General features: G+C 41.0%; 19 protein-coding genes. 12 read left to right on the top strand and 7 right to left on the bottom strand.

Going from position 1 to position 23202, the window contains the following annotated elements:
- The 4 genes from PN457_RS17685 to PN457_RS17670 form a co-directional block, all read right to left on the bottom strand.
- Complete coding sequence (locus tag PN457_RS17685; protein ID WP_271734893.1) at nucleotides 1-1086, bottom strand: polysaccharide pyruvyl transferase family protein; 1086 nt, start codon at nucleotides 1084-1086, stop codon at nucleotides 1-3.
- Between the two features lie 28 nt (nucleotides 1087-1114).
- Nucleotides 1115-2431, bottom strand: coding sequence for a flippase (locus tag PN457_RS17680; protein ID WP_271734892.1), 1317 nt, complete (start codon nucleotides 2429-2431; stop codon nucleotides 1115-1117).
- Between the two features lie 102 nt (nucleotides 2432-2533).
- Nucleotides 2534-2923, bottom strand: coding sequence for a hypothetical protein (locus PN457_RS17675; RefSeq protein WP_271734890.1), 390 nt, complete (start codon nucleotides 2921-2923; stop codon nucleotides 2534-2536).
- 197 nt (nucleotides 2924-3120) lie between these two features.
- Complete coding sequence (locus PN457_RS17670; protein ID WP_271734889.1) at nucleotides 3121-5316, bottom strand: GumC family protein; 2196 nt, start codon at nucleotides 5314-5316, stop codon at nucleotides 3121-3123.
- A 572-nt stretch (nucleotides 5317-5888) separates the two neighbouring features.
- Between PN457_RS17670 and PN457_RS17665 the strand changes: the two genes are divergently transcribed.
- Both PN457_RS17665 and galE read left to right on the top strand, forming a co-directional pair.
- Nucleotides 5889-7280, top strand: coding sequence for a sugar transferase (locus PN457_RS17665; protein WP_271734888.1), 1392 nt, complete (start codon nucleotides 5889-5891; stop codon nucleotides 7278-7280).
- Nucleotides 7277-8281, top strand: coding sequence for a UDP-glucose 4-epimerase GalE (galE, locus tag PN457_RS17660; protein ID WP_271734887.1), 1005 nt, complete (start codon nucleotides 7277-7279; stop codon nucleotides 8279-8281). The genes PN457_RS17665 and galE overlap by 4 nt, the downstream gene beginning before the upstream one ends.
- Nucleotides 8282-8346: 65 nt before the next feature.
- Here galE and PN457_RS17655 read toward each other — a convergent pair whose 3' ends face one another.
- Together PN457_RS17655 and PN457_RS17650 are read right to left on the bottom strand one after the other, a co-directional pair.
- Nucleotides 8347-8580 carry a hypothetical protein gene (locus PN457_RS17655; protein WP_271734886.1) on the bottom strand — a complete coding sequence of 78 codons (234 nt, stop codon included), beginning with the start codon at nucleotides 8578-8580 and terminating at the stop codon, nucleotides 8347-8349.
- Between the two features lie 88 nt (nucleotides 8581-8668).
- Nucleotides 8669-10558, bottom strand: a complete 1890-nt coding sequence (locus tag PN457_RS17650) for a transketolase (protein ID WP_271734884.1) — start codon at nucleotides 10556-10558, stop codon at nucleotides 8669-8671.
- Nucleotides 10559-11280: 722 nt separating this feature from the next.
- Here PN457_RS17650 and bicA point away from each other — a divergent pair.
- The 10 genes from bicA (at nucleotide 11281) to PN457_RS17600 (ending at nucleotide 19695) form a co-directional block, all read left to right on the top strand.
- Nucleotides 11281-13005, top strand: coding sequence for a bicarbonate transporter BicA (bicA, locus tag PN457_RS17645; RefSeq protein ID WP_271734963.1), 1725 nt, complete (start codon nucleotides 11281-11283; stop codon nucleotides 13003-13005).
- A 115-nt stretch (nucleotides 13006-13120) separates the two neighbouring features.
- Nucleotides 13121-14506, top strand: a complete 1386-nt coding sequence (locus PN457_RS17640; protein WP_271734883.1) for a cation:proton antiporter — start codon at nucleotides 13121-13123, stop codon at nucleotides 14504-14506.
- 38 nt (nucleotides 14507-14544) lie between these two features.
- Complete coding sequence (locus PN457_RS17635) at nucleotides 14545-14880, top strand: cation:proton antiporter subunit C (RefSeq protein ID WP_271734882.1); 336 nt, start codon at nucleotides 14545-14547, stop codon at nucleotides 14878-14880.
- Nucleotides 14877-16304, top strand: coding sequence for a cation:proton antiporter (locus tag PN457_RS17630; protein WP_271734880.1), 1428 nt, complete (start codon nucleotides 14877-14879; stop codon nucleotides 16302-16304). Before PN457_RS17635 ends, PN457_RS17630 begins: the two co-directional genes overlap by 4 nt.
- Nucleotides 16301-16693 carry a Na+/H+ antiporter subunit E gene (locus PN457_RS17625; protein WP_271734878.1) on the top strand — a complete coding sequence of 131 codons (393 nt, stop codon included), beginning with the start codon at nucleotides 16301-16303 and terminating at the stop codon, nucleotides 16691-16693. The genes PN457_RS17630 and PN457_RS17625 overlap by 4 nt, the downstream gene beginning before the upstream one ends.
- Nucleotides 16690-16941, top strand: a complete 252-nt coding sequence (locus PN457_RS17620; RefSeq protein ID WP_271734876.1) for a hypothetical protein — start codon at nucleotides 16690-16692, stop codon at nucleotides 16939-16941. The genes PN457_RS17625 and PN457_RS17620 overlap by 4 nt, the downstream gene beginning before the upstream one ends.
- The gene (locus PN457_RS17615; protein ID WP_271734875.1) at nucleotides 16938-17216 is read left to right on the top strand and encodes a monovalent cation/H(+) antiporter subunit G; all 279 of its coding nucleotides are present in this window, start codon (nucleotides 16938-16940) and stop codon (nucleotides 17214-17216) included. Before PN457_RS17620 ends, PN457_RS17615 begins: the two co-directional genes overlap by 4 nt.
- Nucleotides 17209-17739 (top strand): DUF4040 domain-containing protein, encoded by a 531-nt coding sequence (locus PN457_RS17610; RefSeq protein WP_271734874.1) that lies wholly within the window; start codon nucleotides 17209-17211, stop codon nucleotides 17737-17739. Before PN457_RS17615 ends, PN457_RS17610 begins: the two co-directional genes overlap by 8 nt.
- A gap of 13 nt (nucleotides 17740-17752) precedes the next feature.
- A complete protein-coding gene (locus PN457_RS17605) occupies nucleotides 17753-18415 on the top strand; it encodes a Na(+)/H(+) antiporter subunit B (RefSeq protein WP_271734873.1) in 663 nt (220 codons plus the stop codon).
- A gap of 215 nt (nucleotides 18416-18630) precedes the next feature.
- On the top strand, nucleotides 18631-19695 hold the full coding sequence (locus PN457_RS17600) for an L-histidine N(alpha)-methyltransferase (RefSeq protein WP_271734872.1): 1065 nt from the start codon (nucleotides 18631-18633) through the stop codon (nucleotides 19693-19695).
- On the opposite strand, the gene PN457_RS17595 is transcribed toward PN457_RS17600, so the two are convergent.
- Nucleotides 19668-23099, bottom strand: a complete 3432-nt coding sequence (locus PN457_RS17595) for a DNA methyltransferase (RefSeq protein ID WP_271734871.1) — start codon at nucleotides 23097-23099, stop codon at nucleotides 19668-19670. The two genes, PN457_RS17600 and PN457_RS17595, sit on opposite strands and share 28 nt — an antisense overlap.
- Nucleotides 23100-23202 lie beyond the last annotated feature (103 nt).

The following is a 23202-nucleotide window of genomic DNA, read 5'->3' as shown; positions in this document are numbered from 1 at the left end:
CTATTTTAATGCTTTATAAAGCAGATAATCCTGAGAATATTCAATGTGCTTATTTAATTCGTTCTTTTCCGAATCAGTCATAATGTATGACCATAAGTTATGGTCATTACTTATTTTTATCTTGTTCTGGTCTGTTTCGGTTAAACTTAACATCCTCTGTTTTAAATTTAACATACTTAACAAATCATTTATCTTAACTGATTTACTTTGCTGCTCAAAAACAATAAATGGTTTGTTAAAAATTAAAGAAAATATTACACCATGATAAAACTTAGTAACCACAAAACTAGCTTGACTAAAAAACCCTAACCATTTTTCTGGACTGATATCAAATAAATCTAATTTGCCAAACTTTGTGAAGTTATGTGAGCCTATAGAAATGATTTCTAAACCTTCCTTCTCCGCTAAAATTTTGACATATTCAGCTTCACTTATCGTTAAGGAACCATAGACAAGTAAATATTTATTCTTGATTTTAGGGTAAATTATAACATCTTGATAATTGATTAGAAAGGTTGGATCAATAACTTTGTCTGCATGAAAACCACATTGTTTAACTAATTTTACGCTATTAGTATCTCTGACTGAAATAGCATGAAATTGTTTAAATATCTCAGATATTTTTGGCTGATCAATGCCCAAAACTTTTGTAGATCCAAAACTCGCAGCATAACTGAATTTAAGAGTTTGTTGATTACTTACAAAGTCTAGGAAATAGGCTTTGTCTAACCCTCTTAAATTGATATTCCAAATCTCATCACTACCACAAATCATATAATCATATGCATGATTATATTGAGTCAAGCTATCAATATTATAAAATCTGCCCGGACTCAATTTAATATATTTATCTATGAACTTATTCATATTCCATTTTCTTTTTATTCCGCCTAGGGGATTTAAAAGAAAATATTTAGATAAGTATAAATATCTTTTTTCTTCCCAGCTAACTGATTCTGGTCGATAATCAATTACTTCTACTTCATATCCCTTGTTTTGTAAAAATTTAAATATGGCATATGTCTGTAAGATTGCTCCATAGTTAATTGTATGATGATAGGTGATGATTCCAATTTTAATTGACATAGTAACTCCTAATGTAAATCTGATTTATCTATTTATGAAAAAAGTAGAATGCTTGAATTTGTAATTTAAATATTTTTCTCGTTTTGAGATTAATGCTATGAGATAAAAAACTAGCAATTGCATAAGAAATTACAGTGGCGATCGCCGCACCTACTCCAGCATAAGCTGGAATTAAAAAGAGATTTAAAAATATATTGGTAACTGCCCCAATCAAGTTTCTCTGGAAAGCCAAATGGGTAAAACCCTCGGCTACAAACCAAATTCCTGTAGCGATTCCCATAGATACAAATACAGCAGCCCAGATATGAATTGCTAATATTGAACCTGCTGCTAAATAGCTACTACCAAAAAGTATTGTAATTATTCTGTTCGACAGAAATGTCATAGGTACAGCAATAATAATAGAAATTACCAGTAGTAACCGCAGTAATTGTTTAATTTTTTGATAATAAACTTCTTCGCTTATGTCCTTAGCCGCATAAATTCTTGGACCAACCGAAGAAGCGATCGCCATCGGAATGAAATACCAAACTTCAGAAATACGGGTGGCTGCTGAATACAAACCCACAGCGGTAGTATCAACCATTTCCCCCAACATAATCTGGTCAATTTTCATATAAATCATGATGGTTAAACCAGATAACATCAAAGGCCAACTTTCTTTCAATAAAGTCTTAGCAAGTGTCAGACTCCAACGCCAGAATATTGAATAACCCTTAAAGCTATAAGCAATTATTAAACCTACGGTACCCAGTGCAACTTCTGCTAATGTAGCCCAAGCAAAAGCAACTAACGGCGCTTGCATTTTAATCAAAGCAACTTTCACCAGTGCTGTAATAATAAATGCCGTATTCCTGGCAACTACAGTATATTTAGACTGTATTTGAGACTGAAACCAATAGTCAATTGCATCAAAGGCTTGAAAAATTCCCGCCGTTGCCAAAATTGCCACTATCCCTACAGTTAACTGGTCATCGTGATGCAATACAAAAATAGAGCTAACTGCTAAGAATATAGATGCTATTGCACCAGCTAACTTGAGCCAAAAAGTTGTCCCTAAAATTTGGTCTTTAATTCCCGGCTCACGCACAATAGAACGGATTATTAAGCCATCTAAACCCAGCTTTGTTAAGGGATTGAATAAGGCAACAATAGCAGTAGCATAGTTAAAGATGCCAAACTTTTCTACTCCTAAATAACGCGCCACCCAAACACCCACAAATAACCCCACCCCCATGCGCAGAATGCGATCAAAAAATAGCCACGCTACATTTTGAAGAATTGCTAATTTTCCAGAGGCTTTTTCCTGCCATGAGAACAGACTTTTTGTATATTTGTCTAGCATTTGGCTTCAGTCTCCCGAAAATTAACCCGAAAATTAACCCGAAAATTAACCCGAAAATTAAATTTAATCTACAAGAGTATTACTTTTTCTAATCAGGAACTGCTAAAGTCTGGCGTTCATCCGCGTAAAGTCACCCATAGAACCATTAACTTGAGAATCAATCAGCTTTGTTACTTGTTGCCATAGTTCCCTGGGAGCTAAAGAAATCTCGTATCTCCCATCATCAAAGTGACGGATATAATACCAGTTTCTTTGCTGACACTCTTGACACCAAAAAGCCTCTAACCACTCTGCTTTGAGGGGAACTGTTGTATATTTGCCTATTAATAAAGACGCATTACGCTGACTTGAAAACCGTTGGTATAACTGACCTAATTTATCTGCATAAATTCTATATTTTTGACTAACGCTATCAAGATAACATCCATGAATAGGACAGTAAATAGCTCTACGTTTTGAACGGTTCCGATTGCGATCGCACCTTCTGGACAATTTGACCTCCTATACTAGTGTACAGATTGTTAATAATTCAATGCTTGCATCCTATAAAAAGGCTTAAGTTCAGCAATTTTCATATCTTATGCCTTCTCCACAAAAAAACAATAGGTAATTTCATCGAATTTTAGAAAACGTATTTCCACTGATGCTATTACTAGGTAAGGTTTTCGAGGAGCATGACATAATAATAATTAGGATTTATTGAACCATTTGCCGGTGATTTCTTTAAATTGAGCCTCAATAGTATGGTTTTTCCTATAACCGTTTTTAGAATGATAGTTATAATAATGATTGTAAGAGTAAGTACTGTTATTAGATACGGCATTTACCACCATGCCCAACACGGACAACCGCGAATTTTCTAACAGTGTCTTTGTAGTGATAATAGCATCAGAATTAACCACACCAGGACGGGCAACTAATAGTACTCCATCTGCCATTTTCCCGACAATTGACGCATCAGCAATAAATCTCAAAGGTGGCGTGTCAATAATCACGCAATCATAATCTTGGGAAGCCTGTTGCAGTAACTGCTGCATCCGCTGTGAGTCTAATAGGGCGGCTGCGTTAGGGGGTATGGTTCCCGCAGTAACTAAGTTTAGATTTACCATGACTTCGTGAGTGGTTTGTGCCAGGGCTGCCTGCCCCACTAAAATATTACTTAACCCCATCAAGTTAGGTTGTTTCCACAGTTCATGTTGACGGGGACGGCGCATATCTGCATCAATTAATAGTACTCGCCTTCCCATCTGGGCAGTAGCCACTGCCAAATTAGCCGCCACAAAAGACTTACCCTCACCTGGTAGACAACTGCTGACTACAATTAGCTTGAGTTCCTGGTCGGAAAGGCTAAAACCAAGGTTGATTTGCAGCATTTCAAAGGCTGCATTCACCGATGAGTAAGGGTTATTGAGTACAGGTAATTCTGTTGTATTCTGATCACGAGATAGCCTAGGAACGGTACCCAACAAAGGATAACCGAACAACTGCTGGGCTTCTTCGGCTGTTTTCACAGACTTGTCCACAGCATCTAGTAATAAAGCGGCTCCAAAAGCCAAGAAGAATCCTAAAAATCCACCTAGTGCTAGGTTCAATTGAATACGGGGAGAAACCGATTTATCCGGCAATAAAGCCTCAGAAATAATTCTGGCATTACCTACATTCTGGTTTTCCACCACTTGCACTTCTTGGAATCTTGTCAGCATTTGTTCATAGACAACTCTTGCCACTTGTAGCTGTCGTTGTAGCTGTAGTTGTTGTTGTTCGAGCTTAGGTAAGGTTCTCAGACGGGCTTCATCAGCTGCAAAAGCCTGGGTCAATACATTAACTTGATTCTCCAACCCCAACCGTTCTACTTCTACTTGCACCAAATTAGCAGTTAAGGCTTGTTTGAGTTGTCCCATTTGTAAATCTTGCTCTCGAATTGGCTGTGAACTACCTAGGGTTTGACTGACTCTTCCTTCTAACTGTGCTTTGAGAGCTTGTTCTTTCTCCCATAAGTTGACAACTGTGGGATGTTCATCTGTTAACCTAGACCTTTCCACAGCTAACTGATCTTGAACCTTTTGGTATTCTGATAACACTTGTTGTACTGCTGTTGACTGACTCAAGGTGTTAATTGCTGTGGCTTGCTGTGTATTCAATCCCAATTGATTTTGCAAAGCACCAGAACGGCTGTTAGCATCTACCAACTGCGCCCGCAGCAGAGTGATTTGGTTAGATATTTCATAGAGTCTTTCAACTCCTTGTTTAGCTTCTTCTTCTAAAAGTACAACCTGGTATTTTTCTTTAAACTGACGTAGTGCCAATTCTGCTGCTGCAACCTGTGCTTCAACCACGGGTAACTCTTTACTTAAAAATTCCCGTGCCGCGGTAGCTTGAGAACGGTTGGTCAGTACATTATTCTCCAGATAAGCAGACATCAATTGATTCACAATCGCTTTGGCTTCTTCAGGGTCAACACTACGGTAGGAAAGCTGCAAAACATCAGTCCCTCGAACAGTTTCCACTTTTAATTTACTCCTGAAAGTGTTGATTCCTAAAGGTTGTCCATCTTGATTTTTTAACTGTAACTCAGAAATAGTTTTTTGAATTAGGGGGTGGGAGCGAATAATTTCAGCTTGGGTGTCCAAAGGGTTGGAGCCAGTTCCCACACCACTTAGTTGTCCGAGCTGTTCAGTCACACCCGTTAGAGAAGAAATACTATTTTGCTTATCAAAAAGCAACTGACCTTCGGCTTCATAAATCGGCTTTTGACTAAAAGTCACGAAGGCGGTCAGTCCAAAAACAGACCCGATAATGGTTGCTATCAGTAACCAACGTCTTTTTACAGTTAGCCAATACTTTTGTAAATTGATCTGGTCTTGTTCTTCTTGATAGTAAGGCATACATCAGTTAATACTCTATATATTGACACTAATAGAAATTTTAGAAATTTATTGCCTTATTTGTAGTGATATTTAAAGATGCAGTAGAAGATGACTATAGTTCAAATCACATCATATCCTCTGATAATTGATCAACAACATTATGAATTATCTAAGATTTTTAGTGTTGATAACAAACGTAATTTTACCCGTTTCACGCTATAGCAGACATTACTGAATTTATATTATATCTTACAAATGATTGAGGTGATTTTACTGAATTTACCCTAACCGCAATAATACTGATTTTTTATCCTTAGTCCATAACAAACTAAGGTGATTTTACTGAATTTTTAAACTTAAGTGATTTTGACGTAGAAGTGAGGAATCCAAATATATTAAGTTCTCCATGACACTCAATAACCATCAATACAAAAATAGCGGAGAGAAAAACCGAGACTATTTTTTCTAATCAATCTGATGAGATTCAGTTGTGTATTCCTGTAAATCGTGTCTTGGTTTTTGAGGAGGCATGATGTGTTTTTCTGAGATATTTTGCCAGTTCCGTCTCGAATTATTACTGATTTATACATATGAATACGACTTTTAGTATTGGCAGAAAAACTAAGAATTTATATCACATAGATAATATCCTCAGTGTCCTACTGTTATTAGGGGATATTGTGGGTTTATCCTTAAGTTTATCCCTTTGCATCTGGTGGCAAGGGGGTAAATTTGAACCTATAATTTATTTATTTTTCTGCCTAATTCTCGCCGGGTTGTATTTAGCAAATACTTACCATCCAGAGACCCAAATATCAGGTTTACGTTCTCCCTACCGGGTTTTGGTCAGTAATGCGGTTGTGGGCTGTATGGTGGCCTCTCTGATTTACTGTACTGGTGTTTGGGGACAATATCTAGTTTTACAACGAGGGATCTTGCTCCCTAGTTTAGGCATATTTACCCTCTGGGCTATAGGATTAAGAATATGGTCTTCAAACTGGGCGCGATCGCAAGCTCAACAAAGCCGTTGGCTAATTTTAGGTGCAACTAAAAAAGCCATTTTATTTGGTGAAACTTTTTTAGAACACAATTCCTTAGGTCGCTTGGTTGTACTAACAACCGCCGAGCAGAACATTAATGAGTTAGGGAAAAGTAATCGAGTGTCTACCGGGAGCCTCAATGACCTACCCCAATGGAGTCAACAATCTTGGTCAGGGGTAATAGTAGCAACAGAATTATCTGATGTACATACACAGCAGTTAATCCAGTTACGTTTGTCTGGTGTCTCCATCTACGGTATTCCCGATATTTGTGAAACTTTGTGGTATAAACTTCCCTCATCTGTGCTTCAGGACAACTGGCTGGCTTTTGGTAATGGTTTTAATTTAGTAGCTGACAGTATTAGCCAAAAACTCAAGCGGCTATTAGACATTATTCTGGCATGGTCATTACTGGGGTTGTTATCTCCACTGATGTTGCTAGTAATAGTAGCGATTAAGTTAGATAGTCCAGGGCCAGTGTTCTACACACAGATGCGAGCTGGTCTGGATGGAAAGCCCTTTAGAGTGTACAAATTCCGCTCTATGTATGAGGATGCGGAAAAACGGGGAGCGCAGTGGGCTAACGAGCAAGATCCGCGAATTACTAGAGTAGGACGCTGGTTACGCCTGATCAGAATCGATGAACTACCACAAATTTTAAACGTTCTGCGCGGAGAAATGAGCCTGATTGGCCCGCGTCCAGAACGACCAGAATTCGATGTCAAGCTGCGAGAAGAAATTCCTTACTATGACTTACGTTACGTTGTCAAACCGGGAATTACAGGCTGGGCCCAGGTGATGTACCCCTACGGCGCATCAGTGGAGGATGCTAGGGAAAAACTAGCTTATGACCTCTACTACATCAAGAATTATTCTCTGGCTTTAGATTTAGCAATCTTTTTCAAAACCATTCGTGTAGTACTACTAGGTAAAGGCAGATGAATCAAAAAGTCTTAGTCACTGGGGGAGCAGGATACATTGGCTCTCATGTAGTTCGTCAGTTGGGAGAAGCAGGTTATGATGTTGTCGTCTATGACAATTGTTCTACGGGTTCACCTCAAGCAGTATTACATGGTGAGTTAATTATTGGTGATTTAAAAGATTCAGAACACCTGTGGCGGGTATTTTCTCAGCACCAATTTACTGCGGTTTTACACTTTGCTGCCAGTCTGAGTGTACCCGAATCTGTTTGTTATCCCCTAGACTATTACGCTAACAATACTCGTAATACCCTGAATTTACTCCGTTGTTGCCACAACATGGGTGTAAAGCAAATTATCTTTTCTAGTACAGCCGCTGTCTATGGACAACCTGCAACAGTTCCCGTAACTGAATCTACGCCCACTGAACCGATTAATCCCTATGGACGTTCTAAGCTTGCTTGTGAGTGGCTGATTCGTGACTATGCCAAGGCTTCTGATTTACGTTACGTAATTTTACGATACTTTAATGTGGCAGGATCAGAACCTGGTGGACGATTGGGGCAGATGTTAAAAGATGCATCTCATTTGATTCGCGTTACCTGTGATGCTGCATTGCAACGCAGATCAGGGGTGCAAATTTTTGGTACGGATTTTTCTACACCAGATGGAACGGCAATTAGAGATTATATTCATGTGGAAGACTTAGCAGCTGCACATTTAAATGCTTTGACTTATCTGGAGCAAGGTCACGATAGCCAGGTTCTCAATTGTGGTTATGGACAAGGATACAGTGTCCGTGAGGTTATTGAACGGGTGAAGGAGATTTCTGGGGTGGATTTTCCTGTTGTGGAGGCAGAACGTCGCCTCGGTGACCCGGCTTGTGTGATTGCTAGTGCTGATAAAATTGGTAGGTTACTGGGTTGGCAACCAAAATATAATGACCTGGATGAAATTATTTCTACTACTCTGGCTTGGGAAAGGTGTCGTCGGGATTTGATTTCGGTGGTTGGTGTTGGTTGATATGGGTTTTTTCAAGGAGCTGGGGAATAGACAATAGATATTGTCTATTCCTTGTTCTGGGTTGTCTAATGTGCTACTAGTTGCTCTGTGCGCTTGGCTAGCATTTGCTTGGCTGTCTGCGCTGTTCTCTGGTTTTCCTGTTTGATATTTTGGAAGAATTGGACGAGTTCGCGATCGCCTGCTTGTTCGGCATCTTTGATATATGTTTCACAGCAGGCGGAACACTTGAGAGCGTGATATAATACGCTGATGAGGTTAAAGTGTTCGTCTTTGGTTCCTGTATGATACTTGTCGGGCATTTTCTTAACTCCTGGTTAAAGTAGTTTCTAAGATAACTGTGGGTTTTACTGTTAACTCCTATCGAAGGAAAGAGTTATATTTTGCTGCTTATACTCCTACTGGCTGTCTAACTTGGGATTTCACCGCTTCTACAATGGCATCGGCATCTATTTCGGCAGCATGAAGTAGTTCTTCTGGTGTACCTGAACCTGGCATATCCCGCACCGCTAATTTAATTAATCGCAGTTGTGGCCCATGATAAAAGGGAGTATTACTAGTACCAGCAAAGGCATCCAGGACTCCAGCACCTAATCCGCCTTCTATCCAGTGATCTTCGACAACGACTAAATTACCTCTGGTATCCCGTGCTGCTTGATGTAGTGTCTGCACATCTATGGGTTTGACTGAATAAGCATCGATGACGCGAATTGTGATGCCTTCTTTTTTCAGTCTGTCATAGGCTTTAATGGCTTCATGTACTGTGATACCCGCACCAATGACTGTTGCTTGGTCGCCCGGTGAACTGTGAATGGTTTTGCTACCACCAATGGGGAATTGTTGGTTAGTATCATAGATGACTGGTGTACTTTCTCTGGTGGTGCGCAGGTAAACAATACCATGGCGATCGCTCATTTGTGCCACTAATTTGGCTGTCTGATTGGCATCACTGGGATACAGTACGGTACTACTCCACACGGCTCGGAATGCTGCTAAATCTTCCAAGGCCATCTGTGAAGCCCCATCTTGACCAATGGATACCCCTGCATGGGAACCGACTAATTTAATGTTGGCACGAGAAACAGCGGCCATCCTGATAAAGTCGTAGGCACGAGTCAAGAAGGCGGCGAAGGTAGAAGCGAAGGGTTTGTATTTTCTCACCTGCAAGCCCACAGCAGCTGCTACCATTTGCTGTTCAGCAATGTACATCTCAAAGTACCGCTCAGGATAGGCTTCGGCGAAGTCTTCGGCATAAGTGGAATTACTCACCTCTGCATCAAGGGCAATAACATTCGGTTGGGCGGCTCCTAATGCTAATAACGCATCACCATAGGCTCGTCTTGTAGCAACTTTTGCACCTTTGTTATATGTGGGGAGTTGCAATGGTATGGCTTTACCAATGCTGGCTGGTTGTCTTTGTTCTTCTGGTTTATCTACCTCAATGATTATCTGCCGTTCTCCACCTAACTCGGCAATGGCCTGGGTTTGAGCATCAGGTTTTAGGGCTTTGCCATGCCACCCACCTAAGTCTTCTAGGGAGGCTACTCCTTTACCTTTGATGGTACGGGCAATAATTACGGTGGGGCGATCATTCACAGTTACAGCGGCGCTATATGCTTGATCTATCTCGGTTAAATTATGACCGTCAATTTCAATGGCTTGCCAGCCAAAGGCTCTAGCACGGTTGGCATAAGCTTGTGTATTCCATCCTAATTCGGTTTGACCCCTTTGACCGAGGCGATTGACATCAATAATGGCAATGAGATTGTCTAAGGTATAGTGTGCCGCATGATCAAAGGCCTCCCAAACTGACCCTTCGGCGCTTTCACTATCACCCAGTAGCACCCATGTATGATAGGGAAGTTGATCTAAATATTTACCTGCTAAAGCTATGCCAACACCAATGGCTAATCCTTGTCCTAAAGAACCTGTCGCTACATCTACCCAAGGTAAAGCAGGTGTGGGATGACCTTCTAAACGACTGCCAAAATGCCGTAGCGATCGCAGTTCTTCATCGCTGATTACTCCCGCTGCCTTATACATACTATATAGTAATGGTGCTGCATGACCTTTGGAGAAAATCAAGCGGTCATTATTGGGATTTCCTGGGTGATCGAAGTCATAGCGCAGATACTTAGACAGTAAAATCGCCATCAGATCCGCCGGCGACATGGACGAGGTAGGATGACCTGAACCAGCAATGGTGGTACTGCGAATACTATCAACCCGCAATTGTTGTGCTAATTCATGCCATTGGTGCTGTTCCTCGTGTGTGGTCATAGTAGTTTTCCTAAATGAAAATACAGGTATCGGACTCCTATTTGATTTCTGAACAATTTCTGTTCCTTGTTCCCTTTCCTCACTGATAATTTCTCAACTCAAATAGGATGACTATAGTTACTAAAATTCGCCCAATTTTTGACTAAACTCCCTAACTTACTCGCAACATAGTTTTGCCACTGTTATGTAATCTTTAATTTTCTGTAGTGGTCAATCACCATACTGCACTTCTCCTGGGTTCACTATACACAGTCCCAGATGTCATAACTACTTTCTCAGGGAATAAATACCGGTTTTCACAATCTACCGCAAGCTATACATATATACTTGCACAGAGCTTTACCTTAACAGTATTGCAATTAATAGGTACTAAAACATTAAAGCGATACCTTAAATACCAGATATCTGCATTCTTTTTTAGAATTGACATATAAATTAATATAGTTTCTGCTTATATATTTGATTATTTTCTATGTATTTCCTACTAACCATAGCTTTATATCTATGGAAAGAATTTAATTTATTTAATATTTATTTAAAATTCTGGCTTGTAATTGGTTGATAAACCTGTAGACTATCTTTAAGGGTAACTCATAACTCATATAAGTTTTTCAGGTAATTAATTGTTACTCCCTGTGACCCAAGCCTTCTCTATGGGCGATGACTATTTAGTGATTCGTCGTAGGAAAGGTAAATTTTCTGCAACAAATTATACCTTTAATATGCAATTGACGAATACTATACATTTTAGAAACTTACAAGGGGATTTATTTGGCGGCCTAACTGCCGCCATCGTTTCCTTACCTCTAGCACTGGCATTCGGTGTCGCCTCTGGCGCCGGTCCTGTGGCTGGTCTTTATGGTGCGGTTTGCGTGGGCTTTTTCGCCGCCTTATTTGGTGGAACTCCAACTCTGATTTCTGAACCTACCGGGCCGATGACCGTGGTCATGACTGCTATTGTCAGTTCGATGATAGCGAGTAACGGAGAGCAGGTTGGCCTGGCAATGGCATTTACAGTAGTGATGCTGGCTGGGATATTTCAAATCTTATTCGGAGTATTCAAGCTGGGTAAATATATTACCCTCATGCCCTACAGCGTCATTTCTGGTTTCATGTCTGGCATTGGCGTGATCTTAATTCTGCTACAAATTGCCCCCTTTTTGGGACAACCTAGTCCTAAAGGTGGGGTTTTAGGAATGGTGCAAGCTTTGCCAGAACTGTTGAGCAAGATTAATCCTGTGGAAACCTCCTTGGGATGCATGACCTTGGCAATTATTTTCTTAATACCATCTAAATACAAGCGTTTTGCCCCACCACAATTAGTTGCTTTAGTAGTAGTCACAATAGTTTCCCTGGTACTCAACGAGGATAACATCAGAGTACTTTTCAACGATCCTAACATCAATATTGACATCAGAAGAATTGGGGAAATTCCCATGGGATTACCAACATTACAAATGCCTACCTTTAATGCATCACAAATTACTGTGATGCTGATTAATGGGGTAATGTTGGGGATGCTCGGCTGTATTGATACTTTATTAACTGCAGTAATTGCTGATAGTTTGACTCGTACCGAACACAAATCTGATAAGGAGTTAATTGGTCAAGGTATTGCTAACGTAGTATCTGGTTTATGTGGTGGACTGCCTGGGGCGGGTGCTACCATGGGAACAGTGGTGAATATCCAAACCGGTGCTAGAACAGCTTTATCTGGTATAACTCGCGCCTTGATTTTACTGGTGGTAGTTTTGTGGGCATCTAGTTTAACTCAAAGCATCCCCATGGCAGTGTTGGCGGGTATTGCGCTTAAAGTGGGGATTGACATTCTCGACTGGAGCTTTTTAAAACGCGCTCATCAGGTGTCCCTCAAAGGGGCGGTGATTATGTACGGTGTCATGTTCTTAACCGTATTTGTTGACTTAATTATTGCTGTGGGTGTGGGAGTGTTCATTGCCAACATTTTAACCATTGAACGTCTTTCGCAGTTACAAGCTCAGGATGTCAAAACCATTACCGATGCTGATGATGCCATTGTCTTGAACGATGAAGAGAAGGCATTATTTGATCAAGCCAATGGGCGGGTGGTCTTATTCTACCTCAGTGGACCGATGATCTTTGGAGTTTCTAAAGCGATCGCCCGGGAACATTCAGCAATGGCCGACTCCGACGTATTGATTTTAGATATCAGCGATGTGCCAATGTTGGGTGTAACCGCATCTTTAGCCATTGAAAATGCCATTAAAGATGCTTATGAGCAAGGTCGTAAAATCTTAATTGTTGGTGCCTCTGGGAAAGTGAAACGCCGCTTAGAAAAGCTGGGTGTGTTGAATTTCGTCTCCCGGGAGCATTGGTTTATGAATCGTGCCGAAGCACTTAGCAGAGCCTTGGCTTTAGTAGATACCTATGCAGTCAGGGAGAGCAACCCTACCAAATATCACTCCTGATCTGAGGTTAATGGCTGCAAGTATGAAGGTTCATTATTTAACTAGATGTGTAAATTACTGTTTCTTGCAGTAATTTATTTAACAGGATAATTAATCAAGATCACAGATAAGTAACATGATTTTTTCGGAATTGATAGTTAACTCCTTTTGGCAAAGTCCTTTTCTGGCCACCACGAACGAAGCTGAAAATGCCCCCATTGTCTTGGCTGGTGTATTACTCAGTTTAGTAGTTATTTATCTTGCCAGTAAAATTGGCGGTGAGTTGTCTAGAGTCATAGATTTGCCTCCTGTTTTAGGTGAATTACTGGGCGGCGTGTTGGTAGGTGCTTCAGCTCTACATTTAGTGGTATTTACTGAGAGTGGAGCAGCAGCTGCCGACTCCGCCATTATAAGTGTCCTGCAATTGATTAACAACATCAGCCCCGAGGCAGTAACAGAAATTTTTCACAGCCAAAGTGAAATCATTTCCGTCCTGGCGGAACTGGGTGTGATCATTCTGTTATTTGAAATTGGTTTGGAATCAGACTTAAAAGAACTGACAAAAGTCGGTTATCAAGCAACAGTTGTAGCTTGTGTCGGGGTAGCTGTTCCCTTTGCGGCTGGGACAGCAGGACTGCTGTTCTTATTTCATGCTCCCTTAATTCCGGCAATTTTTGCAGGTGCGGCACTGACAGCTACTAGTATTGGTATTACCTCAAAAGTTTTGTCGGAACTTGGGCAGTTAAAATCTCGTGAGGGGCAAATCATTGTCGGTGCGGCTGTCATTGATGATATCTTAGGCATTATTGTCTTGGCAGTAGTGGCGAGTTTGGCCAAAACAGGGGAAGTTGATATCTTAAATGTCATCTATTTAATTGTCAGCGCTACAGTTTTTCTCGTCGGCTCAATTTTGCTGGGTAAATATTTCAATCAAAGTTTTGTGGTCATTGCTGATAAATTGCAAACGCGCGGCAACTTAATTATACCAGCATTGATATTTGCGTTCTTGATGGCTTTTTTGGCTAATGCTATTCATTTAGAGGCGATCTTAGGGGCATTTGCAGCTGGCTTAGTTTTGGATGAAACGGATAAACGCAAAGAGCTAGATGAGCAGGTCAAACCGATTGCTGATATTTTAGTCCCAGTTTTCTTTGTTGCAGTTGGTGCCAAAGTTGATTTAGGTGTTCTTAATCCTCTAGTTCCGGGAAATCGTGAGGGTTTAATCATTGCTACCTTCTTAATTGTGGTCGCAATCATTGGCAAAGTTGTCACTGGTTGGTCAGTTTTTGGCCAAGCTAAAATTAACCGATTAGCAGTTGGTGTAGGGATGATTCCCCGTGGTGAAGTCGGGTTAGTATTTGCGGGGATTGGTGCTGCTAGTGGTACTCTGGATAAACCACTACAGGCTGCGATTATTATCATGGTGATTTTAACAACCTTCTTAGCACCACCTTTATTGCGGTTTGCATTTAAACAACCACCGGCAGAAAAACAATCTTTAGAGGAAGCCAATGTTTCATAGGCTAGCTACTTATTACCACTACTAAACAGACAGTTCCCGTGTTAGATGCATCTATCTTGTTTACCATATTGTGCGGATTTTTAGGCATAATTTTGAAAAAGAACCTGGTGATGAAGATCATCTCTATGGATGTTATGAGTACTGGGGTAATCGCCTATTATGTGCTAATTGCATCACGGGCTGGCTTATTCACACCCATTGTTTCTCCTGGGGAAAATCCCACCTACGCCGACCCGGTTCCCCAGGCGGTGATTTTAACAGCAATTGTGATCGGATTTTCCATTCAGTCTTTAATGCTGGTATGTGTGATGAAGCTGGCGCGGGATAATCCCACTTTGGAAAGTAACGAAATCGAGAAGAACAATACCCCATGAATACCATCACCATCACCTGGATTGCACTACCATTTTTTTTGGGGTTCGTTATTTATCTTCTCCCCCAACTTGATCGATATGTGTCCTTAGGTGTCACCGTAATTTCCGCTGTATATGCCTTCCAGGTTTTTGTACAGGATTCGCCGTTAACACTGGAATTACTGGATAATTTCGGGGTGACATTACTGGTTGATCAGTTAAGTGCCTACTTGATATTAACTAATGCTCTGGTGACGGCAGCAGTGATCCTCTACTGTTGGGGGAAACAGAAGACGGCTTTTTTTTATACTCAGGCTATCATCTTACATGGTAGCGTTAATGCGGCGTTTATCTGTGCGGATTTCATCAGTTTATATGTAGCCCTTGAGGTGGTGGGTATTGCAGCCTTTCTTCTGATTTCCTATCCCCGTAGTCAACGCTCTATTTGGGTGGCGTTGCGTTATTTGTTTGTCAGTAACACGGCAATGCTGTTTTATCTGGTGGGCGCTGCTTTGGTTTATCAAGCCAATCGTTCCTTTAGTTTTGCTGGGTTGAGTACAGCACCTAACACAGCGATCGCCCTGATTTTTCTCGGACTATTGACAAAAGGGGGCATCTTTGTATCAGGACTGTGGTTACCCTTGACCCACTCAGAATCAGAAACACCGGTATCAGCTATGTTATCAGGAGTGGTGGTTAAAACTGGTGTTTTTGCCTTAGTGCGCTGTGCATTAATGGTGAGTGAGGTTGAACCCATTGTTAGGATATTTGGAGTGGGGACAGCCCTACTGGGGGTAATCTATGCTTTATTTGAAAAGGATACCAAGCGCACCCTGGCATTTAGTACTGTTTCCCAATTGGGGTGGATTCTAGCAGCGCCGGCGGTGGGGGGTGTTTATGCCTTAGGCCATGGGCTGGTCAAGTCTTTGTTGTTCCTGATTGCAGGGAACTTACCCAGCCGTAATTTCCAGGAACTGCGATCGCAGCCCATGAATACTAGGATCTGGATTCCCTTAGTTATTGGTAGCTTGTCAATTTCTGGCTTTCCCTTCTTGGTAGGTTTTGGGGCTAAGATGTTGACATTGAAAAATGTCCTACCTTGGCAAGAGATATTAATGAATATTGGGGCTGTGGGAACGGCTATAGTTTATGCTAAATTCATATTTTTACCCCACAAGAAAGAAGCGGACATTCCCTCCGGTTTATGGCTACCGATAATCATATTAACAGGGGGAATTATTGGGGGGATGCGGATATATGACGATGCCTACACAGTACAGAATATCATCAAATCCCTGGGAATCATCGGCATTGCCTGGTTCGAGCATTTTTGGATTTTTCAACAGTCAGTACTGACTTTGCCACGTGTACTTGAGCAATTTGAACATCTAATTGGTTTCATGAGTCTGATGTTGCTCCTATTGTTGGGGATGATACTAGCATGATTGGGCATTTAAATCTGATATTGCGACTGACTATTTGGTTTTTGCTCACCTCGGATTTGAGTGTGGCAAATATCATTATTGGTGTTACCGTTGCACTGTTATTACCTGGTCGTCAGAGAGTACCAGAAGCATTAAGGGATTGGTTGCGTGTTCTGGGTGAGGTGCTTGTGGCCATTCCCCAGGCGTATTTTGAGGCGGTGGAAATAATTTTCCGTCCCCATAATCACGAAGATGTAATTATTGAAAGAGTTAAACCCCAACGCACCCCAGGGCTGATTTTTCTGGATATTTTCTTGATTACTTTTACACCTAAAACTATTGTATTAAAATATCATGAACAGGGGTGGTATGAAGTACACCGAGTCCGAAGACGGAGGCCACAGGGATGAATCCGGTAATGATTGCGATGATTTTGGCTTTGTTCATACCCATGTATGAGGCTTGGCAAGATGATGATATTTGGCAAAAAATGTTAGCTTTTGCCAGTATTGCCACCAAAACATCAATTATGATTCTGATGGTATCCGTCTTACGTGATGATTGGATGATTGGCGTGGTGGGGATTATTATCCTGAGTGTGGGTAATGCGGGATTAATGTTATTGGCACATCTACTGAAGCGCATGGGTAATTTATGATAGAGATAATTAGTTATATTTGCATAGGTTTAGGCATCGCCTTTTGGTTTTGGGGAACCTTCCCCCTCTTGGGTCATCGCTCGGTATTATTTAAGCTCCATAGTCTTTCGGTGGCGGATACCCTCGGCTCTATGAGTATTATTTTCGGACTGCTGCTGAAAATACCCAGTGAATGGCCTTTGCTGCTTTTGGGTCTTATCTCCTTGGCAATTTGGAATACAGTCTTGGGCTATGTGTTGGCATACTGCTCTACCAGCGAGGCTGACTATGAATGATAATTATATCTATATAATTACCGCCCTGTTACCCTTATCCGCCTTGATGGTGGTACTTCAGGTCAACCCATACAATGCTTTGGTTGTTCAGGGAATATTGGGCGCTGTGGCGGCTTTGGTGTTTGCTGTTTTGGGCGCAGCAGATGTGGCTCTGACCCAAGCTTTAATGGGGACTTTCCTAGCTGTTACTCTATATGCGATCGCCGTGCGTTCATCTTTGGTTTTGCGTCTGGGGGTAATCGCAGACGGGGAAGACCATTTTCAGCCATTGATGGAGGAATTACGCCGAATTTTTCGTAAACACTATATGCGTATTGAGGTAATTACTTATATCAATAACAAAGAATTACACAAAGCCCTTATAGATAAAGAAATTCATGCTACCTGTGACCAAGGGGATGAGACTGGCGAGCAAAGCCAACCCTATCACACTGTGACTAGAATTCAACGCATCTATGAAATCATCAAGGCTGAGATTTCGTCACCATTGACAACTATATCCTATGTAAATTTACCAAAATAGAGGACAACTAGCTATGAAATGGGTTTACATTGCCGCTGGCATAGCGTTTTACTGTATCCTGTTAATTATCCCCAATTCCCTCAAGGATTTAGGAGATATGTCTGTAGTTGCATCCATTGTCAAAGATAGTGGTATACCCAATGCAGTCACCGGGATTATTCTCAGAAATCGCCTCTATGACACAATCTTTGAAGTAGTAGTATTTACCATCGCCATCATGGGGGCGCGGTATCTGTTAGCTGATGAGAAACCTTTATCAGAAATTTCTCAGTTACAAGACGAACCATCAATTATCCTGGCGCGTTTGGGTGCGACTATTTCTGCGTTAGTAGGTATCGAACTAGCAATTAGAGGACACCTAAGCCCCGGTGGTGGTTTCGCCGCTGGGGTAGCGGGGGGAACAGCGATCGGCTTAGTAGCCATTACCTCCTCACCCGAATGGATGCAAGGGATTTACAAGCGCTGGAAGGCTACTATGTGGGAGAAGATTTCGGTGCTGGTTTTTATTGTCTTAGCAGTGATAACATTGAGTGGATTTGAATTACCCCACGGAGAATTGGGGACACTTTTTAGTGGTGGCGCGATTCCCTTGCTTAATTTATTAGTAGCAATAAAAGTTACCTTGGGATCTTGGTCTGCAATTGTGGTTTTTATTCACTATCGGGGATTATTTTGATTGCTGTCAAACAGTCAATATTCAGTAGGGTGTGTTACCACTAACCGGGTTTGGATGACCTGGAGAAAGTGACAATTCACCGTAACACACCACATTAAACATGGTTGATAGATTTCATTATCAGTAATTACCCGGTTATGATATGATATTTAAATTTGGCAGTCGTAACCTCTATAGTTATAGTCTTAATTTAGCTCCTCAAATTCTACTCCATAATGATACCTAAAAAAACCTATAGTAATTCCCAACCTTTCCCAGATACAACTCGTTTAGTGGAGCCAAGTCTAGAGTTAAACTCTATTTTCTCCCATGCAGAACTTTTAGAGTTAGTTCACTCATTAGAACTCAAACGGGAAATACCTTTAAAGTATGGTTACAAAGGTCCAGGTGGTAAAATATGGCATAGTTTTTATCAAAAATATCTTATCCCTCAATGGTTTCAACCTGCCAACGTAGAGATTGATTTATTACAGGACAATTTTGACTATATTAATTCTCAATGGCTAACCTCAAGCGATAGCTCTGAGAATTACCAGAGGATAAATATTATAGATGTAGGTGCTGGTAATTCTTACCCAGTGAAAAAATTGATTTCCCGACTGGTTAAATTAGGTAGGATAAATAAATATATTGCCTTGGATATTAGCCAGGAACTTTTGAACGTATCAAAAGCCAACTTTACTCAATGGTTTCCCCAAGTTCACTTTGAGAGTTACAGGGTTGATATAGAAAATACTCCTATTTCACCGGAGATTTTAGAGAGTGAGGATATACCTAAGATATTTTTACATTTAGGTGTAACTATTGGCAATCATCAAGACAGAAGTAAAGCCTTACAAAACTTCCGACACAGCATGAACCACAATGATTTGCTGGTGTTCACTAACGAAATTGGTGTTAATTCCCAATGGGATGGAATACCTCGGGGTGGTTTGAAGTATCATGTAGACGGAATATATAGATGGATGACTGACAAGTTAGGCATAGCTGCGGAGGATTGCCAGCTTGTGAGAAAGTATGATACAATAACAGATAGCGTTACAGCTAATATTAAATTTCATCGCCACTATGCTATAAACTTCAGGCAGTTAGGTATAGATAAAACTGTGGAAGTTTTGGCAGATGAAGAGGTGACTATTTGGAGACACCATAAACATCAGATACCGGAACTGATGGAGGAGTTGGCAACGGCAGGATTAGAGATTGTTCATTATAGTTGTAATAAGTACCTATCACATATTATGGTGATTTGTCAAGTTGCTAAGTCTGTTTCTACATAGCGCCAGCGTGTCACGCCATGGTCATGGGAGCTAACTAGAATGTTGAACCATTCTAAACTTTCTAAATGGTCGCCAATGACTTGCTTTTGTCCCGGCGTAAGTTTAAACTGTTTAATGATTTGTTCTAGAGTCCAATCACCGCCGTGAGTGCGTAATAAATCCCGAATGGCTGCAAGTTGTTCTTTTGATTTTTTGGGGAATGGTTGCTGCTGTGCGGGTGTAATTGTAGTTTCTGGGATTGTGGTGATACCTGCAATGGCTACTTGGGTATTCACTTCATGGGGTGCTTGATATTCCGGACGCAACCACCGAATTAAATTATTTCGTTCTTCCCCAGCGCGTTCAGCATTGAGGGCGACTAATTGGCTGAGAATTTGCTCATCACTGATATTCGGTGACCATCCGTAAGCAGCAAAAACCGCCGCGTCTAGTTGGTCGTGAATTGATTTGAGGATGGACACTAAGGCTTGATCATTATATTTTCTATCGGTATCTGTGAAGGGTTCCCCCGTGCGTAATTTTTCTAGAAGGTTATACATCCCGGTAATTGTGACATCAGGATGTTGGCTTTGTACTTGTTTGCGGTGTGCGTCAAGTTTTTCCCCTAAGTCGCGGATTTTTTGTTTTTGTTCTGCGGTGGGTTCGGGGAAAGGGAAGGAGTCGAAGCATTTTGTTTTAACATAAACTCCACCCATCCCTAATGTCCCACCTGCTGCTAAAGCCCAAGTAACATGAATCTTACTGGAAAGAACACCTAAAAAGTAGGCATCATCAAGAGCGATCGCAATTAGTTTATTATCGGGAATAACACCTTGATCTAAAAATATAAACACCCGGTGTTTAGCTGTTTCTACAGTGACAATATATCGCTGTATATCTTGCAATGCTAGCCTAAGTTCAGGTCTAGGGCGACCAAATACCCACCAGTTTTTGCGTAAATTTTGATCACGATTAGCATCTCGTTCTGGTTTGACTTTCTCTAAAACCCATTGATATGCTTGAGGATAAAGTTTTTCAGCTTCGGTTACACTCAGACCAAAGAAATCAATAATCTTGACATGGCGAGAGCGTTGCAATATATCTCTCCCATTAGTGTAAGTAAATAATATTTCTGACTCAATTTTAGTAAAATCAACTGGTTCTATAATAAACCCAGAACCAAAAAGCATCATACCGCGGCTGGAAAGTTGATCATTTGCTTTGAGAGGTTGGATATTAGTAAGATTAGCACCGCTTCGGAGATTACTAAAAATCACCCCGACATTTTGCCATGCAATATCAATTAAATCTGCCGTATCTTCTGGGGTTTCTCCCTCCCCCTTCAAGATTACCTCCCCCAATTCTACCACCTGAGACCCTGGGGAACCTTCCAACTCCGCCGCAGTCATAGCAATTCGCACCGCAGCACCGTCATCAGTCCAAGGGTGGTCAGGAATGGCAAAAATTAACTTAATGGGGTGCTTTGCTTTTAAATGATATTCTATCACACTCCTTAACCGCACCTGACTAATAGTATTAGTCGTAATCAAACCAAAGCGCTTTACCTGACCCTTTCTGACTAAATCTGCGGCTTTGTGCCACCAATACATGACAAAATCAACAGTATCCGGTACATCTTGATATACTTGACGCAAAGTTTCAGTATAACCATCACCCAATAATTCCCGCATTCTGGCATTACCAATAAACGGCGGGTTGGAGACAATATAATCAGCCTCTGGCCATATTGCCATCCGCGGATTACTATAACTATAAATAGGGATTTGGTCTTGAGGGTCTGGGATATCTTCCCCCGTGACTGGGTGCTTCATAGTACGTCCACCCCACCGGGTGCGGGTTTGGTGAGTGGTGGGGTGAGTGGTGGGGTCAATGGCGGGTTTTTTGCTATCCCAAGCTAACACCGCATCTCGATATTCAATATTATTAAATTTCTGTAACACTGGTTCCGGTGGGGAAGTGTTGCCAAATTGTTTAAAATACCATTGTAAATAACCAATCCAGATGACTAATTCGGCAATACTAGCAGCTCTGGGATTTACTTCAATACCTAAAAACTGAGAAACATTAACTTGATCTAAAACACTAGATTGATATTGTCCGGTAATATCAGCTATGCGGCGAATAACCTCCGCTTCCAGAGTTTTTAGTAAATCCAAGGTGACATACAAAAAGTTACCAGAACCACAAGCAGGGTCAAGAATTTTAATAGTTCTCAACTTTTGCAGAAATTCTCTGATTAATTCTACCGCTTTCTTTTTCTGGGTCGCCGTTGGTTCTAAGTCTCCTGGAACTTTTAATAACTGGTCTACCACAATTTCTGTTTCTAACCAGTCTTGGCGTAACGGTTCTATCACCACTGGACGCACTAACCTTTCCACATAAGAACGCGGCGTATAATGTGCGCCCAACTTACTGCGTTCTTTGGTATCCAAAGCCCTTTCTAATAAAGTTCCAAAAATTGCCGGTTCTACCCGGCTCCAATCTCTTTTAGCTGCTTGTAATAATACCTCTAATTGGGACTTTGGTAAATCAAAAGCTGTGGCATTTGTAAACAAACTACCATTAAATCTTAATATACTATCAAAACCAAAAGTTCCCCCTTCGTCCATGGTGCGCCATAAAGTTTCAATCTCTGGCTTAAAGCTGCTGGGTTGACATAGCCATCTTTGGGTTAATGCTTCAGTAAATACCCCTCTTTTGAGTAGTTGCACATCTTCAGCAAACATGGTAAATATACAACGCATCAAAAAATTAGCCACTTCTTGGGGGTGATGTTGCTGTTTTTCTAACCAATAGGCTAACTGAGCTAAATCACCCGCCACATCTCGTGTTACTTTGGCTCTAATTTTCTCTGGGTTGCGCTTTTGGGGTTGAGTGAAAATATCAACAAATAAGTCAAAAATATCAGGTTTTAATAAATCATTTAGTTTAATAATTTGTCTGGCTCCATAACCACCATAATCACCACTAAATCCCATCCACAACTCAAAATGGTCACCAATATCACAAGTTAATAAAAATGGTGGCTTGACCGGTAAATGGGGTGCATAAGCAGTGGCTTGAATAAATGCTTTTTGCATATATTGATCATAAGCCCTTGTGCCGCGTTTGGGTGTACTATTCCCAGATTTTATAGTTCCCTGTTTGGCTTCTAAGATAAAATGTCCCTGTTTATAAAAATCAATGCGCCCCTGTTTGATGTTTCCTGTAGACTGGGGCATTTTAACATTTTTTTCCAGACAATATGGGTCACCGGGAACCCTACCTTGAGGGGGTGGAGGTGGGACACCTAAAGCCGTACATAAATCTAAACAAAATGAGTCTTTGTTAGCTATTTCATTACCACTAGATCCTTGCCATTTATCTAAAAAAATCTCAACTCTTTGTTGATCAAGTTCCTTCATGTTACTGGTGAAAACAGGTATTTTTGTCAATAAATATCAAGATGACCGAATACAAAACCTTAGTTAATTGATGCTATACTATATATAACATTATCATTAAAGC

This window comes from Anabaenopsis arnoldii (assembly GCF_028331025.1).
GTDB lineage: Bacteria > Cyanobacteriota > Cyanobacteriia > Cyanobacteriales > Nostocaceae > Anabaenopsis > Anabaenopsis arnoldii.
The sequence above is the reverse complement of the archived record's forward strand: the minus strand, read 5'-3'. Positions and strand labels throughout refer to the sequence as shown.

Bases quoted from the DNA above. Each gene is read 5' to 3' on its own strand.
- PN457_RS17670 (WP_271734889.1), bottom strand. From the start codon at position 5,316: ATGCCTTACTATCAAGAAGAACAAGACCAGATCAATTTACAAAAGTAT.
- PN457_RS17615 (WP_271734875.1), top strand. From the start codon at position 16,938: ATGATAGAGATAATTAGTTATATTTGCATAGGTTTAGGCATCGCCTTT.
- PN457_RS17600 (WP_271734872.1), top strand. From the start codon at position 18,631: ATGATACCTAAAAAAACCTATAGTAATTCCCAACCTTTCCCAGATACA.
- PN457_RS17605 (WP_271734873.1), top strand. From the start codon at position 17,753: ATGAAATGGGTTTACATTGCCGCTGGCATAGCGTTTTACTGTATCCTG.
- PN457_RS17665 (WP_271734888.1), top strand. From the start codon at position 5,889: ATGAATACGACTTTTAGTATTGGCAGAAAAACTAAGAATTTATATCAC.
- PN457_RS17620 (WP_271734876.1), top strand. From the start codon at position 16,690: ATGAATCCGGTAATGATTGCGATGATTTTGGCTTTGTTCATACCCATG.
- PN457_RS17685 (WP_271734893.1), bottom strand. From the start codon at position 1,086: ATGTCAATTAAAATTGGAATCATCACCTATCATCATACAATTAACTAT.
- PN457_RS17655 (WP_271734886.1), bottom strand. From the start codon at position 8,580: ATGCCCGACAAGTATCATACAGGAACCAAAGACGAACACTTTAACCTC.
- PN457_RS17630 (WP_271734880.1), top strand. From the start codon at position 14,877: ATGAATACCATCACCATCACCTGGATTGCACTACCATTTTTTTTGGGG.
- PN457_RS17595 (WP_271734871.1), bottom strand. From the start codon at position 23,099: ATGAAGGAACTTGATCAACAAAGAGTTGAGATTTTTTTAGATAAATGG.
- bicA (WP_271734963.1), top strand. From the start codon at position 11,281: ATGCAATTGACGAATACTATACATTTTAGAAACTTACAAGGGGATTTA.
- PN457_RS17680 (WP_271734892.1), bottom strand. From the start codon at position 2,431: ATGCTAGACAAATATACAAAAAGTCTGTTCTCATGGCAGGAAAAAGCC.
- PN457_RS17625 (WP_271734878.1), top strand. From the start codon at position 16,301: ATGATTGGGCATTTAAATCTGATATTGCGACTGACTATTTGGTTTTTG.
- PN457_RS17650 (WP_271734884.1), bottom strand. From the start codon at position 10,558: ATGACCACACACGAGGAACAGCACCAATGGCATGAATTAGCACAACAA.
- PN457_RS17640 (WP_271734883.1), top strand. From the start codon at position 13,121: ATGATTTTTTCGGAATTGATAGTTAACTCCTTTTGGCAAAGTCCTTTT.
- galE (WP_271734887.1), top strand. From the start codon at position 7,277: ATGAATCAAAAAGTCTTAGTCACTGGGGGAGCAGGATACATTGGCTCT.
- PN457_RS17610 (WP_271734874.1), top strand. From the start codon at position 17,209: ATGAATGATAATTATATCTATATAATTACCGCCCTGTTACCCTTATCC.